The organism is Pseudomonas sp. (assembly GCF_049590575.1).
Lineage (GTDB): Bacteria > Pseudomonadota > Gammaproteobacteria > Pseudomonadales > Pseudomonadaceae > Aquipseudomonas.
The window spans coordinates 1-15096 of the sequence record NZ_JBAWDE010000248.1; the positions used below are offsets into that span (position 1 = coordinate 1).

Below are 15096 nucleotides of genomic sequence, written 5' to 3' on the forward strand. Positions count from 1 at the left end.
AGTGAAACGATGCATCGCCGATGGTAGTGTGGGGTTTCCCCATGTGAGAGTAGGTCATCGTCAAGATTAAATTCCAGAACCCCTGTTTGCTAACGCAAGCAGGGGTTTTGTTTTGGGCGGTTGGAAAGTGCGAAGAGGCTCATTGCGGTGGCCTTTATTGCTAAAGCCCCACCTTTCTATGCAATGACCCCTCGCATGGCTATCATGCGGGCCTCATTGTGAGGCGATACTTGCATGCTGACGTTGCTAGAACTTCTGAAAGATGGCCGATTCCACTCCGGAGAAGCGCTTGGCGCGGCCTTGGGCATTAGTCGCAGTGCTGTCTGGAAGCAACTCCAGCACCTAGAGGCCGAATTGAACCTGCCGATCCATAAGGTTCGCGGCAAGGGATATCAGCTGGCTTCGCCACTGGTGTTCTTGAGTGCCGAGAAGATCAAGTCGAGCGCGCCTTCCCTGGCGTGGCCTATTCATATCTTCGACTCTATCGACTCCACGAATGCGGAAGCTTTGCGCCTGGTTGATCAGGCGCCTACGACACCGTTCCTGGTTCTTGCGGAGCAGCAAACTGCGGGAAGAGGTAGGCGTGGCCGAAAGTGGGTCAGTCCATTCGCCCAGAACGTTTACTACAGCCTTGTGCTGCGAGTTGAGGATGGCCTCCGGCAGTTGGAGGGCCTGAGCCTTGTCGTAGGTCTGGCTGTCATGCAGGCCTTGCGCGAATCGGGGGTGCAGGGTGCTGCTTTGAAGTGGCCAAACGACGTGTTGGTAGGGCAGAAGAAAATTGCCGGGATTTTATTGGAGTTGGTAGGGGACCCTGCTGATATCTGTCACGTTGTCCTGGGAATAGGTATCAACGTGAATATGCAAAAGGCAGATGAGGTTGACCAGCAGTGGACTTCGGTCCAGCTTGAAACGGCCTCCCCTGTTGATCGTAATACTCTGGTCGCTCATCTGGGCCTGCAGCTGCAGTGTTACCTGGATCGACACAGGGCGTCCGGATTTGCGGTACTCCGGGCGGAGTGGGAGCAAAATCACGCCTGGCAGGGCAGGACGGTGTCCCTAATAGCGGGTGTCAATCATGTTGAGGGTGTCGTGCTGGGGGTCGACCGCCAGGGTGCATTACGTTTAAGTGTTGATGGTGTTGAGAGAATCTACAGTGGTGGCGAGTTAAGTTTGAGGTTGCGTGATGATTCTTGAGCTCGACTGTGGGAATAGCTTTATCAAGTGGCGAGTGCTTGATTTGGATCGGGCCAGCGTCTCTGCGGAGGGCGTTGTTGGTTCGGACCTTGCGTTGATTGAAGGCCTGATCGAGTTGCCGGGCTTGTTGCTTACACGCTGCCGTCTGGTGAGTGTTCGTGCTCAGGGAGAAACAGATAAGCTGATCAACGCTCTGGTAGATGCGTTTGGCGTTGTGGTCTCCTGCGCTGCCTCTGCGCGCGAAATGGCTGGGGTGCGCAACGGTTACGAAGACTTCGAGCGTCTTGGTCTTGATCGCTGGCTGGCGATGCTGGGAGGGTTCAAATTGGCATCAGGCGCTTGCCTGGTGCTGGATTTCGGTACGGCTGCGACTGCAGATTACATTGCTGCAGATGGTGAGCACTTGGGTGGATTCATTTGCCCAGGTATGCCTCTCATGCGTAATCAGCTGCGCACGCATACGCGCAAGATTCGTTATGACGACGCCTCCGCTGAAAAAGCCTTGGAGCGCCTTCGGCCCGGGCGGACGACTGTTGAGGCGGTCGAGCGAGGCTGTACGTTAATGCTCAGGGGATTCGTGCTGACCCAGCTTGAGCTGGCCCGAAGCTACTGGGGCGACGATTTCAGTGTATTCCTGACCGGGGGGGATGCTGAATTGGTGGCGGATGCTGTACCTCAGGCGCGATTAGTGCCTGATCTGGTTTTTGTAGGGTTGGCGATGGCGTGCCCGTTATCTTGAGGTGATTATGCGTTGGCTGTTTTTGCTTTTACTCGTCCTCAACGCCTTTTACTACATATGGCATCAGCAAGAGGCCCCGTTGCGTGCCAAAGATGTCACTCCATTGAGTCTCTACCGGGGATCGCAGCAGGATATCCGCCTATTGAGTGAATCTGCTGATGCCGTAGTTCGTAAGGATCGAGCAAAGGTGCCTGATTCATCCAATACCTGCCTGTATATCGGTGGGTTTGCGGATCAGCGTCAGGCGCAGTCTGTCGAGCAGCGCCTGATGAGCCTGGATATAAAGGCCAAGGTTCAACTGCTAAACACGCCTGAAGCATCGGGTTACTGGTTGCGCGTGGCTCCTGAAAGTCGACGTCTGGCTGATGATCTGCCGTTTGAAAACCTTGCTAAGGAATTCAATGAGTTAAAACATAAAATAATGTTGTGCGAAGGCGTTGCAACTCTCGAATAGTTTGCATAGAATGGCGCCCGCTTCGCAGTGAAGACCTTAAAGGTCTTTGGTGAGAGGCGAGGTCAAAGCAGCTAACCTCATATTTTTAAATGAGAAAATGCTTGACAGAAGGCCGGCGTGATGTAGAATGCCGGCTCGCTTAGGAGGGGTTCCCGAGCGGCCAAAGGGATCAGACTGTAAATCTGACGTCTACGACTTCGAAGGTTCGAATCCTTCCCCCTCCACCATTTTTAGCGTGAGCTGCAAGCTCCGCGGGTATAGTTTAGTGGTAGAACCTCAGCCTTCCAAGCTGATGATGCGGGTTCGATTCCCGCTACCCGCTCCAAGTTTGCAGGTTGTGCAAGGTGTTTCGCTCTTGTAGCTCAGTTGGTAGAGCACACCCTTGGTAAGGGTGAGGTCAGCGGTTCAAATCCGCTCAAGAGCTCCATATAACAAGGCAGATATGAAAATATCTGCCTTTGTTTTAACAGCTGCCTCGGCTTGATGGTGTTGTATCTGGCTTTATCGTCAGGTGTTTTCAAGTCTAGTGGGGTTGGTTGTTGTAAAGTCTTTTTCAGGCCTGCATAATGGTCGGCCTGATTTGTTTTAGGTCAGTAGCTCAATTGGCAGAGCGACGGTCTCCAAAACCGTAGGTTGGGGGTTCGATTCCCTCCTGACCTGCCAGATTCACGTGGTGTGTCTGGCTTTCTTTTCACAGGATCTTCATAGATGACTCCTAAGGCTGAAGCTCAAAGCTCTCGTTTCGATCTCGTTAAGTGGCTCGCTGTAGTCGCATTGGTGGTCGTAGGCGTTGTTGGCAATCAGTACTACTCTGCTTCGCCGATCCTGTACCGCGTTCTCGCTTTGCTAGCCCTTGCTGCTGTAGCTGCCTTTGTAGGCCTGCAGACTGCCAAAGGCAAGTCTTTCGCGGTCCTGGTGAAGGAAGCTCGCACCGAAATCCGTAAAGTCGTTTGGCCAACTCGCCAAGAAACCACGCAGACCACGTTGATTGTTGTGGCTGTTGTTCTGGTTATGGCGTTGCTGTTGTGGGGGCTTGATTCCCTGCTCGGCTGGCTTGTTTCCTTGATTGTTGGCTAAGGGTGTCCCGTGGCTAAGCGTTGGTACGTTGTGCATGCTTACTCGGGTTACGAGAAGCATGTTATGCGCTCTTTGCTGGAGCGCGTAAAGCTGGCAGGCATGGAAGATGGCTTCGGCGAAATTCTGGTTCCCACTGAAGAAGTGGTTGAAATGCGGAATGGTCAGAAGCGCAAGAGTGAACGCAAGTTCTTCCCTGGCTATGTGCTGGTACAGATGGACATGAACGAAGGTACTTGGCACTTGGTCAAGGACACTCCTCGTGTTATGGGTTTCATTGGCGGTACCGCTGATAAGCCTGCTCCGATCACTGACAAAGAGGCGGAAGCAATTCTGCGTCGTGTTGCTGATGGTAGCGACAAGCCCAAGCCGAAGACGTTGTTCGAGCCGGGTGAGGTTGTTCGTGTCACAGATGGTCCGTTTGCTGATTTCAACGGCACCGTCGAAGAAGTTAACTACGAAAAGAGCCGGATCCAAGTGGCAGTGCTCATTTTCGGTCGCTCTACTCCGGTAGAGTTGGAGTTCAGCCAGGTCGAGAAGGTCTAGCTGAGCAAGCATCCCAACCCCGCAGCCTTAGGCTGTGGGGTTTTGTCGTCACTGGGATAAACGCGCAAGTAACCGGGGAGCCTTTCGAGGCGTTCGAACCCGTAATTGGAGTGCCTCATGGCCAAGAAGATTACCGCTTACATCAAGCTGCAAGTGAAGGCCGCTCAGGCCAACCCTAGCCCACCCGTCGGTCCAGCTCTGGGTCAGCACGGCGTGAACATCATGGAATTCTGCAAGGCCTTCAACGCCCGTACTCAGGGTCTTGAGCCAGGTCTGCCGACTCCAGTGATCATCACTGTATACAGCGACCGTAGCTTCACTTTCGAAACCAAGTCGACCCCGGCTTCGGTTCTGTTGAAGAAAGCTGCTGGTCTGACTAGCGGTTCCGCTCGTCCTAACACCGTTAAAGTCGGCACCGTAACTCGTGCTCAGCTGGAAGAAATCGCGAAAACCAAAAACGCGGATCTGACTGCAGCTGATATGGATGCAGCCGTGCGTACCATCGCCGGTTCTGCTCGTAGCATGGGCCTTAACGTGGAGGGTGTGTAATGGCTAAGCTGACCAAGCGCCAAAAGGCTATCGCCGGTAAAATCGAAGCAGGCAAGGCCTATAGCTTTGTAGACGCCGCTGCCCTGCTGACCGAGCTGTCGGCTGTCAAGTTCAGCGAATCCGTTGACGTTGCCGTAAACCTGGGTGTTGACCCACGTAAATCCGACCAGGTCGTTCGTAGCGCTACTGTGCTGCCACACGGTACTGGCAAGACTGTACGTGTTGCTGTCTTCACTCAAGGCCCAGCAGCTGAAGCTGCTCTGGCCGCCGGCGCTGATCGCGTTGGTATGGACGATCTGGCTGCCGAAATGAAAGGCGGCGACCTGAACTATGACGTAGTTATTGCTTCCCCGGATGCAATGCGCGTTGTAGGTCAGTTGGGTCAGATCCTCGGTCCACGTGGTCTGATGCCTAACCCTAAAGTCGGCACCGTAACCCCGGACGTAGCTACCGCGGTTAAAAACGCCAAGGCTGGTCAGGTTCGTTATCGCACCGACAAAAACGGCATCATTCACACCTCCGTTGGCAAAGTCGGCTTTGATGCCGTCAAGCTGAAGGAAAACGTTGAAGCCCTGATCGCTGATCTGAAGCGTATCAAGCCAGCCTCTTCGAAAGGTATCTACGTCAAGCGCGTTACCCTGAGCACCACTATGGGCCCAGGTCTGGTCATCGACCAAGGCTCGCTGGACGTATAAAACACAGGTTGGCGCAAGCGATTGCGTCAACTGAAAAATTGGGGTCCCTGCCTGGCGGGGGCTATCCAAGACCGTAGGCGGCGCAAGTCTTAAACCACAAGCCTACGCAGATGGTGCTCCCGGTTCCTTACCGAATCAGACACCAAAACGACATCCGGCCTCGGCCAGATGAAACGGTAACAAGCAGGAGTTAAACCCGTGGCAATTAATCTCGAAGACAAGAAGGCCATCGTCGCTGAAGTCAACGAGGCTGCCAAAGCTGCTCTGTCCGCTGTCGTGGCTGATGCCCGTGGTGTGACAGTAGGCGCTATGACCGGACTCCGTAAAGAGGCTCGTGAAGCTGGCGTATACGTACGTGTTGTACGTAACACCCTGCTCAAGCGCGCTGTTGCTGACACTGAATACAGTGTCCTCAACGACGTGTTCACCGGCCCGACTCTGATCGCGTTCTCCAAAGAACATCCAGGCGCTGCTGCCCGTTTGTTCAAGGAATTCGCCAAGAGTCAGGATAAGTTCGAGATCAAGGCAGCTGCGTTCGAGGGCAAGTTCCTCGCAGCTAACCAAATCGACGTACTGGCAACACTGCCGACCCGTAACGAAGCTATTTCGCAGCTGATGAGCGTGATTCAAGGCGCTACCAGCAAGCTGGCTCGTACTCTGGCCGCAGTTCGCGAGCAAAAGGAAGCTGCAGCAGCCTAAGGCTGGGCAACCTCTCTCGCGTTTTTTTGTTTATTTCGATGGCCGCGTAGGCCGTCCCCCAATTCAGGAAATACAGTAATGTCTATCTCCCAAGAAGATATCCTCAACGCCGTAGCTGAAATGTCGGTTCTGCAGGTTGTTGAGCTGATCAAAGCTTTCGAAGAAAAATTCGGCGTTTCCGCTGCCGCTGCTTCCGCTGGCCCAGCTGTTGCTGCTGTTGCTGCTGAAGAGCAAACCGAATTCAACGTCATGCTGCTGGAAGCTGGCGAGAAGAAAGTAAACGTGATCAAGGCAGTACGTGAGCTGACCGGTCTGGGCCTGAAAGAAGCCAAGGCTGTAGTTGACGGCGCTCCTGCCATGGTTCTGGAAGCTGTTGCCAAAGACGCAGCTGACAAAGCCAAAGCTACTCTGGAAGAAGCAGGCGCTAAAGTCGAGCTGAAGTAAGCATCGACTTTGCGTCTCCAGCCCAAGCGTTAAGCTGAAGGCTGATGGCTGGTGGCTCTTGCCACCGGCCTTTTTCCGTTCTTGGCTGTCGACTCGGTCGCCGCCATTAACGCGCTGTAGCCACCCGAAGCGGTGGTGCAAACCATGGGGTTTGCGAGATTTTCTGGCTGCTCCCGTCGGAGGGGCCAAACAAGCAGGTGACCAAGCTGGGGAACGCTGATGGCTTACTCATATACTGAGAAAAAACGTATCCGCAAGGACTTTAGCAAGTTGCCGGACGTCATGGATGTCCCGTACCTTCTGGCTATCCAGCTGGATTCGTATCGTGAATTCTTGCAGGCGGGAGCGACCAAAGATCAGTTCCGCGACGTGGGCCTGCATGCGGCCTTCAAATCCGTTTTCCCGATCATCAGCTACTCCGGCAATGCTGCGCTGGAGTACGTCGGTTATCGCCTGGGCGAACCGGCATTTGATGTCAAAGAATGCGTGTTGCGCGGTGTTACGTACGCCGTACCTTTGCGGGTAAAAGTCCGTCTGATCATCTTCGACAAAGAGTCGTCGAACAAAGCGATCAAGGACATCAAAGAGCAAGAAGTCTACATGGGCGAAATCCCACTGATGACTGAAAACGGTACCTTCGTTATCAACGGTACCGAGCGTGTTATCGTTTCCCAGCTGCACCGTTCCCCGGGCGTGTTCTTCGACCACGACCGCGGCAAGACGCACAGCTCCGGTAAGCTCTTGTACTCCGCGCGGATCATTCCGTACCGCGGTTCGTGGTTGGACTTCGAGTTCGACCCGAAAGACTGCGTGTTCGTGCGTATCGACCGTCGTCGCAAGCTGCCGGCCTCGGTACTGCTGCGCGCGCTCGGCTATACCACCGAGCAGGTGCTGGACGCGTTCTACACCACCAACGTTTTCAGCCTGAAGGATGAAACCCTCAGCCTGGAGCTGATCGCATCGCGTCTGCGTGGTGAAATTGCCGTCCTGGATATCCAGGATGAAACTGGCAAGGTGATCGTTGAGGCTGGCCGTCGTATTACTGCGCGCCACATCAACCAGATCGAAAAAGCCGGTATCAAGTCGCTGGAAGTGCCTCTGGACTACGTCCTGGGCCGCACGACCGCCAAGGTCATCGTTCACCCAGCCACTGGCGAAATCCTGGCAGAGTGCAACACCGAGCTGAACACCGAGATCCTGGCAAAAATCGCCAAGGCCCAGGTTGTTCGCATCGAGACCCTGTACACCAACGATATCGACTGCGGTCCGTTCATCTCCGACACATTGAAGATCGACTCCACCAGCAACCAGTTGGAAGCGCTGGTCGAGATCTATCGCATGATGCGTCCTGGTGAGCCGCCAACCAAAGACGCAGCCGAGACCCTGTTCAACAACCTGTTCTTCAGCCCTGAGCGCTATGACCTGTCTGCGGTCGGCCGGATGAAGTTCAACCGTCGTATCGGTCGTACCGAGATCGAAGGTTCGGGCGTGCTGTGCAAGGAAGACATCGTCGCGGTACTGAAGACCCTGGTCGACATCCGTAACGGTAAAGGCATCGTCGATGACATCGACCACCTGGGTAACCGTCGTGTTCGCTGTGTAGGCGAAATGGCCGAGAACCAGTTCCGCGTTGGCCTGGTGCGTGTCGAGCGTGCGGTCAAAGAGCGTCTGTCGATGGCTGAAAGCGAAGGCCTGATGCCGCAAGACCTGATCAACGCCAAGCCAGTGGCTGCGGCGGTGAAAGAGTTCTTCGGTTCCAGCCAGCTCTCGCAGTTCATGGACCAGAACAACCCGCTCTCCGAGATCACCCACAAGCGCCGTGTTTCGGCACTGGGCCCGGGCGGTCTGACCCGTGAGCGTGCAGGCTTTGAAGTTCGTGACGTACACCCGACGCACTACGGTCGTGTTTGCCCGATCGAAACGCCGGAAGGTCCGAACATCGGTCTGATCAACTCCCTGGCCGCTTATGCGCGCACCAACCAGTATGGCTTCCTTGAGAGCCCGTACCGTGTGGTGAAAGACGCTCTGGTCACCGACGAGATCGTGTTCCTGTCCGCCATCGAAGAAGCTGATCACGTGATCGCTCAGGCCTCGGCCACGATGAACGACAAGAAAGTCCTGATCGACGAGCTGGTGGCTGTTCGTCACTTGAACGAGTTCACCGTCAAGGCGCCGGAAGACGTCACCTTGATGGACGTTTCGCCGAAGCAGGTAGTGTCGGTTGCAGCGTCGCTGATCCCGTTCCTGGAGCACGATGACGCCAACCGTGCGTTGATGGGTTCCAACATGCAGCGTCAAGCTGTACCGACCCTGCGTGCCGACAAGCCGCTGGTAGGTACCGGCATGGAGCGTAACGTAGCGCGTGACTCCGGCGTTTGCGTCGTGGCTCGTCGTGGCGGCGTGATCGACTCCGTTGATGCCAGCCGTATCGTGGTTCGTGTTGCCGATGACGAAGTTGAAACTGGCGAAGCCGGTGTCGACATCTACAACCTGACCAAATACACCCGTTCGAACCAGAACACCTGCATCAACCAGCGTCCGCTGGTGAGCAAGGGTGATCGCGTTCAGCGTAGCGATATCATGGCCGACGGCCCGTCCACCGACATGGGTGAGCTGGCTCTGGGTCAGAACATGCGCATCGCGTTCATGGCATGGAACGGCTTCAACTTCGAAGACTCCATCTGCCTGTCCGAGCGTGTTGTTCAAGAAGATCGCTTCACCACGATCCACATTCAGGAACTGACCTGTGTGGCACGTGACACCAAGCTTGGCCCGGAGGAAATCACTGCAGACATCCCGAACGTGGGTGAAGCTGCACTGAACAAACTGGACGAAGCCGGTATCGTTTACGTAGGTGCTGAAGTTGGCGCAGGCGACATCCTGGTCGGTAAGGTCACTCCGAAAGGCGAGACCCAGCTGACTCCGGAAGAAAAGCTGTTGCGTGCCATCTTCGGTGAAAAAGCCAGCGACGTTAAAGACACCTCCCTGCGTGTACCTACCGGTACCAAAGGTACTGTCATCGACGTACAGGTCTTCACTCGCGACGGCGTTGAGCGTGATGCTCGTGCACTGTCCATCGAGAAGACCCAACTCGACGAGATCCGCAAGGACCTGAACGAAGAGTTCCGTATCGTTGAAGGCGCGACCTTCGAACGTCTGCGTTCCGCTCTGGTAGGCCACAAGGCCGAAGGCGGCGCAGGCCTGAAGAAAGGTCAGGACATCACCGACGAAGTTCTCGACGGTCTTGAGCACGGCCAGTGGTTCAAGCTGCGCATGGCTGAAGATGCTCTGAACGAGCAGCTCGAGAAGGCCCAGGCCTACATCGTTGATCGCCGCCGTCTGCTGGACGACAAGTTCGAAGACAAGAAGCGCAAACTGCAGCAGGGCGATGACCTGGCTCCAGGCGTGCTGAAAATCGTCAAGGTTTACCTGGCAATCCGTCGCCGCATCCAGCCGGGCGACAAGATGGCCGGTCGTCACGGTAACAAAGGTGTGGTCTCCGTGATCATGCCGGTTGAAGACATGCCGCACGATGCCAATGGCACCCCGGTCGACGTCGTCCTCAACCCGTTGGGCGTACCTTCGCGTATGAACGTTGGTCAGATCCTTGAAACCCACCTGGGCCTCGCGGCCAAAGGCTTGGGCGAGAAGATCAACCGTATGATCGAAGAGCAGCGCAAGGTCGCAGACCTGCGTAAGTTCCTGCACGAGATCTACAACGAGATCGGCGGTCGCAACGAAGAGCTGGACACCTTCTCCGACCAGGAAATCCTGGATCTGGCGAAGAACCTGCGCGGCGGCGTTCCAATGGCTACCCCGGTGTTCGACGGTGCCAAGGAAAGCGAAATCAAGGCCATGCTGAAACTGGCAGACCTGCCGGAAAGCGGCCAGATGCAGCTGTTCGACGGCCGTACCGGCAACAAGTTTGAGCGCCCGGTTACTGTTGGCTACATGTACATGCTGAAGCTGAACCACTTGGTAGACGATAAGATGCACGCTCGTTCTACCGGTTCGTACAGCCTGGTTACCCAGCAGCCGCTGGGTGGTAAGGCTCAGTTCGGTGGTCAGCGTTTCGGGGAGATGGAGGTCTGGGCACTGGAGGCATACGGTGCTGCTTACACTCTGCAAGAAATGCTCACAGTGAAGTCGGACGATGTGAACGGTCGGACCAAGATGTACAAAAACATCGTGGACGGCGATCACCGTATGGAGCCGGGCATGCCCGAGTCCTTCAACGTGTTGATCAAAGAAATTCGTTCCCTCGGCATCGATATCGATCTGGAAACCGAATAACACGTGACGCGAATCGAGAGCGGGGCTGTTTAGCCCGCTCTCTGCTCCGCCAGGAGGAAAGGCCTTGAAAGACCTACTGAATTTGCTGAAAAACCAGGGTCAAGTCGAAGAGTTCGACGCCATCCGTATTGGGTTGGCATCGCCTGAGATGATCCGTTCGTGGTCGTTCGGTGAAGTTAAAAAGCCGGAAACCATCAACTACCGTACGTTCAAACCTGAACGTGACGGCCTGTTCTGCGCCAAGATCTTTGGCCCGGTAAAGGATTACGAGTGCCTGTGCGGTAAGTACAAGCGCTTGAAGCACCGTGGTGTGATCTGCGAGAAGTGCGGCGTTGAAGTTGCGCTGGCCAAAGTTCGTCGTGAGCGCATGGCGCACATCGAACTGGCTTCGCCGGTTGCCCACATCTGGTTCCTGAAATCGCTGCCGTCCCGTATCGGCTTGCTGATGGACATGACCCTGCGTGATATCGAACGCGTTCTCTACTTCGAGAGCTATGTCGTCATCGACCCAGGCATGACCACCCTTGAAAAAGGTCAGTTGCTGAACGACGAGCAGTATTTCGAAGCGCTGGAAGAGTTCGGCGACGATTTCGATGCCCGTATGGGTGCCGAAGCTGTCCGTGAACTGCTGCACGCTATCGACCTGGAGCACGAGATTGGCCGTCTGCGCGAAGAGATTCCGCAAACCAACTCCGAAACCAAGATCAAGAAGCTGTCCAAGCGTCTGAAGTTGATGGAAGCCTTCCAGGGTTCCGGCAACTTGCCAGAGTGGATGGTGCTGACCGTTCTGCCGGTTCTGCCGCCAGACTTGCGTCCGCTGGTACCGTTGGACGGTGGTCGTTTCGCGACGTCCGACCTCAACGACCTGTACCGCCGCGTGATCAACCGTAACAACCGCTTGAAGCGCCTGCTCGATCTGTCCGCTCCGGACATCATCGTGCGCAACGAAAAGCGTATGTTGCAGGAAGCTGTCGATGCCTTGCTCGACAACGGTCGTCGTGGCCGCGCTATCACCGGTTCGAACAAGCGTCCTCTGAAATCCCTGGCTGACATGATCAAGGGTAAGCAAGGTCGTTTCCGTCAGAACTTGCTCGGTAAGCGTGTTGACTACTCCGGTCGTTCGGTAATTACCGTAGGCCCGACCCTGCGTCTGCATCAGTGCGGTCTGCCTAAGAAAATGGCACTCGAGCTGTTCAAGCCGTTCATTTTCGGCAAGCTGGAAATGCGTGGTCTCGCGACCACCATCAAAGCGGCTAAGAAAATGGTCGAGCGCGAACTGCCAGAGGTTTGGGACGTTCTCGCTGAAGTGATTCGCGAACACCCGGTTCTTCTCAACCGTGCACCGACCCTTCACCGTCTGGGTATCCAGGCGTTTGAACCGGTACTGATCGAAGGTAAGGCTATCCAGCTGCACCCTCTGGTCTGTGCTGCGTACAACGCCGACTTCGACGGCGACCAAATGGCCGTGCACGTACCGCTGACACTGGAAGCCCAGTTGGAAGCGCGTGCTTTGATGATGTCGACCAACAACATTCTGTCGCCAGCCAACGGTGAGCCAATCATCGTTCCGTCGCAGGACGTTGTATTGGGTCTGTACTACATGACCCGTGAAGCGATCAACGCCAAGGGCGAAGGTCGTGTATTCGCTGACCTGCAGGAAGTTGACCGTGTGTTCCGTGCCGGCGAAGCCGCACTGCACGCCAAGGTCAAAGTGCGGATCCACGAAACCGTCAACGACCGTGACGGCGGCAGCGTGAGCAACGTTCGTATTGTCGACACCACTGTCGGCCGTGCCTTGTTGTATCAGGTTGTGCCAAAAGGCCTGTCGTACGATGTCGTCAACCTGCCAATGAAGAAAAAGGCGATCTCCAAGCTGATCAACCAGTGCTACCGCGTGGTTGGTTTGAAAGAGACCGTGATCTTCGCTGACCAGTTGATGTACACCGGTTTTGCGTACTCGACCATTTCCGGCGTTTCCATTGGTGTTAACGACTTCGTTATCCCGGATGAGAAAGCTCAGATCATCAGTGCTGCTACCGATGAAGTGAAAGAAATCGAAAGTCAGTACGCCTCGGGCCTGGTAACTCAGGGCGAGAAGTACAACAAAGTGATCGACCTTTGGTCCAAGGCCAACGACGAAGTGTCGAAGGCGATGATGGCTAACCTCTCGAAAGAGAAGGTTATCGACCGTCACGGCGTCGAAGTCGATCAAGAGTCTTTCAACTCGATGTACATGATGGCCGACTCGGGCGCACGGGGTTCTGCAGCGCAGATCCGTCAGCTCGCCGGTATGCGTGGCCTGATGGCCAAGCCGGACGGTTCCATCATCGAAACGCCGATTACTGCGAACTTCCGTGAAGGTTTGAGCGTACTTCAGTACTTCATCTCCACTCACGGTGCTCGTAAAGGTCTGGCGGATACCGCGTTGAAAACCGCTAACTCCGGTTACCTGACGCGTCGTCTGGTAGACGTTGCGCAAGACTTGGTTGTGACTGAAGTTGACTGCGGCACCGAACACGGTCTGCTGATGACTCCGCACATCGAAGGCGGCGACGTTGTAGAGCCGTTGGGTGAGCGCGTACTGGGTCGAGTAATCGCCCGTGACGTATTCAAGCCAGGTACCGAGGAAATTATCGTTCCTGCCGGCACTCTGGTGGACGAGAAGTGGGTCGAGTTCATCGAACTCAACAGCATCGACGAAGTGATTGTTCGCTCGCCGATCAGCTGCGAAACCCGCTATGGCATTTGCGCCAAGTGCTACGGCCGTGACTTGGCTCGTGGTCACCAGGTGAACATCGGTGAAGCGGTCGGCGTTATTGCTGCCCAGTCCATCGGTGAGCCGGGTACCCAGCTGACCATGCGTACGTTCCACATCGGTGGTGCGGCAAGCCGGACCTCCGCAGCTGACAGCGTTCAGGTGAAAAATGGCGGTACCGTCCGTCTGCACAACCTGAAGCACGTTGAGCGAGTGGATGGTTGCCTGGTTGCAGTGTCTCGTTCCGGTGAGCTGGCTATCGCTGATGACTACGGTCGTGAGCGTGAGCGTTACAAGCTGCCGTACGGTGCCGTGATTTCGGTTAAAGAAGGTGACAAGGTCGACGCTGGCGCAATCGTGGCCAAGTGGGATCCGCACACTCACCCAATCGTTACCGAAATGAAAGGTACCGTGACCTACGTAGGCATGGAAGAAGGCATCACGATCAAGCGTCAAACTGACGAATTGACCGGTATGACCAACATTGAAGTGCTCGACGCCAAAGACCGTCCAGCTGCAGGCAAAGATATCCGTCCTGCTGTGAAGATGGTTGATGACAACGGCAAGGACTTGTTGCTGCCAGGCACTGACGTTATCGCTCAGTACTTCCTGCCAGCCAACGCCCTGGTCGGTGTTGCGGATGGTGCGAAGATCGCGATCGGTGATGTTATCGCGCGTATCCCGCAAGAAACTTCGAAGACCCGTGACATCACCGGTGGTCTGCCGCGTGTTGCCGACTTGTTCGAAGCGCGTCGTCCGAAAGAAGCGTCGATTCTGGCTGAAGTCAGCGGCACCATCGCGTTCGGTAAAGAGACCAAAGGCAAGCGCCGCCTGGTTATTACCCCGAACGACGGTACCGATCCGTACGAAGAGCTGATTCCGAAGTGGCGTCACCTGAACGTCTTCGAAGGCGAACAGGTAAACCGCGGCGAAGTTATCTCCGACGGCCCAAGTGATCCACACGACATCCTGCGTCTGCTGGGTGTGAGTGCGCTGGCCAAGTACATCGTTAACGAGATCCAGGACGTTTACCGTCTGCAAGGCGTGAAGATCAACGATAAGCACATCGAGACCATCCTGCGTCAGATGCTGCGTAAAGTTGAAATCGCTGAATCCGGCGATTCCAGTTTCATCAAGGGCGACCAGATGGAACTGACTCACGTACTGGTAGAGAACGAGCGCCTGGCGAACGACGAGAAATTCGTTTCCAAGTTCACTCGTGTACTGCTGGGTATCACCAAGGCGTCGTTGTCCACTGAGTCGTTCATCTCGGCGGCCTCCTTCCAGGAGACCACTCGCGTACTGACCGAAGCAGCGGTAACCGGCAAGCGCGATTACCTGCGCGGCCTGAAAGAAAACGTGGTCGTGGGTCGTCTGATCCCGGCCGGTACCGGTTTGGCTTACCACAGCGAGCGCAAGCGCCGCCGTGATGCTGACAAGCCGCTGCGCGTAAGCGCCAGTGAAGTGGAAGCTGCACTGACCGAAGCGCTGAACTCAAGCGGTAACTGAGTTCTGCGATAAATAAGTCTGGGCCCTGGCAGCCCCATTCGTCGGATCGAGGCAATTTTGCCCCGGTTCGACGAGAGGGGAGGTCGGGGCCTTGCCTTGACTGGGGGCAAGATCCTCTTTAGACTCTTGTACCCCTAAATTTGGC

11 protein-coding genes and 4 tRNA genes are annotated in these 15096 nt (G+C 55.6%); all 15 read left to right on the forward strand.

Annotation, left to right across the window (positions count from 1 at the left end):
• Positions 1–234: 234 nt before the first annotated feature.
• The 15 genes from birA (at position 235) to rpoC (ending at position 14951) form a co-directional block, all read left to right on the forward strand.
• Positions 235–1194, forward strand: coding sequence for a bifunctional biotin--[acetyl-CoA-carboxylase] ligase/biotin operon repressor BirA (gene birA / locus WBR57_RS16955; RefSeq protein WP_424084820.1), 960 nt, complete (start codon positions 235–237; stop codon positions 1192–1194).
• Positions 1184–1933: a pantothenate kinase gene (locus WBR57_RS16960; RefSeq protein WP_424084821.1), complete on the forward strand. Its 750-nt coding sequence runs from the start codon at positions 1184–1186 to the stop codon at positions 1931–1933. Before birA ends, WBR57_RS16960 begins: the two co-directional genes overlap by 11 nt.
• Positions 1934–1940: 7 nt before the next feature.
• Complete coding sequence (locus tag WBR57_RS16965) at positions 1941–2387, forward strand: hypothetical protein (protein WP_424084822.1); 447 nt, start codon at positions 1941–1943, stop codon at positions 2385–2387.
• 142 nt (positions 2388–2529) lie between these two features.
• Positions 2530–2614: transfer RNA gene (locus WBR57_RS16970), tRNA-Tyr, on the forward strand.
• A 24-nt stretch (positions 2615–2638) separates the two neighbouring features.
• A tRNA-Gly gene (locus tag WBR57_RS16975) sits at positions 2639–2712 on the forward strand.
• Between the two features lie 26 nt (positions 2713–2738).
• A tRNA-Thr gene (locus WBR57_RS16980) sits at positions 2739–2814 on the forward strand.
• Between the two features lie 160 nt (positions 2815–2974).
• Positions 2975–3050: transfer RNA gene (locus WBR57_RS16985), tRNA-Trp, on the forward strand.
• A gap of 45 nt (positions 3051–3095) precedes the next feature.
• On the forward strand, positions 3096–3464 hold the full coding sequence (gene secE, locus WBR57_RS16990; RefSeq protein WP_003194658.1) for a preprotein translocase subunit SecE: 369 nt from the start codon (positions 3096–3098) through the stop codon (positions 3462–3464).
• A 9-nt stretch (positions 3465–3473) separates the two neighbouring features.
• The gene (nusG, locus tag WBR57_RS16995) at positions 3474–4007 is read left to right on the forward strand and encodes a transcription termination/antitermination protein NusG (RefSeq protein WP_003176436.1); all 534 of its coding nucleotides are present in this window, start codon (positions 3474–3476) and stop codon (positions 4005–4007) included.
• A 117-nt stretch (positions 4008–4124) separates the two neighbouring features.
• Entirely contained in the window at positions 4125–4556 is a 432-nt protein-coding gene (gene rplK / locus WBR57_RS17000; RefSeq protein WP_003176435.1) for a 50S ribosomal protein L11, read from the forward strand.
• Positions 4556–5251: a 50S ribosomal protein L1 gene (gene rplA / locus WBR57_RS17005; protein ID WP_424084823.1), complete on the forward strand. Its 696-nt coding sequence runs from the start codon at positions 4556–4558 to the stop codon at positions 5249–5251. Before rplK ends, rplA begins: the two co-directional genes overlap by 1 nt.
• A gap of 198 nt (positions 5252–5449) precedes the next feature.
• Positions 5450–5950, forward strand: coding sequence for a 50S ribosomal protein L10 (gene rplJ / locus WBR57_RS17010; RefSeq protein WP_010174464.1), 501 nt, complete (start codon positions 5450–5452; stop codon positions 5948–5950).
• A gap of 78 nt (positions 5951–6028) precedes the next feature.
• Positions 6029–6394 (forward strand): 50S ribosomal protein L7/L12, encoded by a 366-nt coding sequence (gene rplL, locus WBR57_RS17015; RefSeq protein ID WP_424084824.1) that lies wholly within the window; start codon positions 6029–6031, stop codon positions 6392–6394.
• A 219-nt stretch (positions 6395–6613) separates the two neighbouring features.
• A complete protein-coding gene (rpoB, locus tag WBR57_RS17020; protein WP_424084825.1) occupies positions 6614–10687 on the forward strand; it encodes a DNA-directed RNA polymerase subunit beta in 4074 nt (1357 codons plus the stop codon).
• Between the two features lie 64 nt (positions 10688–10751).
• Positions 10752–14951 (forward strand): DNA-directed RNA polymerase subunit beta', encoded by a 4200-nt coding sequence (gene rpoC / locus WBR57_RS17025; protein ID WP_424084826.1) that lies wholly within the window; start codon positions 10752–10754, stop codon positions 14949–14951.
• Positions 14952–15096 lie beyond the last annotated feature (145 nt).

Coding starts and splice junctions, on each gene's coding strand:
- birA (WP_424084820.1), top strand. CDS start 235: ATGCTGACGTTGCTAGAACTTCTGAAAGATGGCCGATTCCACTCCGGA.
- WBR57_RS16960 (WP_424084821.1), top strand. CDS start 1,184: ATGATTCTTGAGCTCGACTGTGGGAATAGCTTTATCAAGTGGCGAGTG.
- WBR57_RS16965 (WP_424084822.1), top strand. CDS start 1,941: ATGCGTTGGCTGTTTTTGCTTTTACTCGTCCTCAACGCCTTTTACTAC.
- secE (WP_003194658.1), top strand. CDS start 3,096: ATGACTCCTAAGGCTGAAGCTCAAAGCTCTCGTTTCGATCTCGTTAAG.
- rplK (WP_003176435.1), top strand. CDS start 4,125: ATGGCCAAGAAGATTACCGCTTACATCAAGCTGCAAGTGAAGGCCGCT.
- rplA (WP_424084823.1), top strand. CDS start 4,556: ATGGCTAAGCTGACCAAGCGCCAAAAGGCTATCGCCGGTAAAATCGAA.
- rplL (WP_424084824.1), top strand. CDS start 6,029: ATGTCTATCTCCCAAGAAGATATCCTCAACGCCGTAGCTGAAATGTCG.
- rpoB (WP_424084825.1), top strand. CDS start 6,614: ATGGCTTACTCATATACTGAGAAAAAACGTATCCGCAAGGACTTTAGC.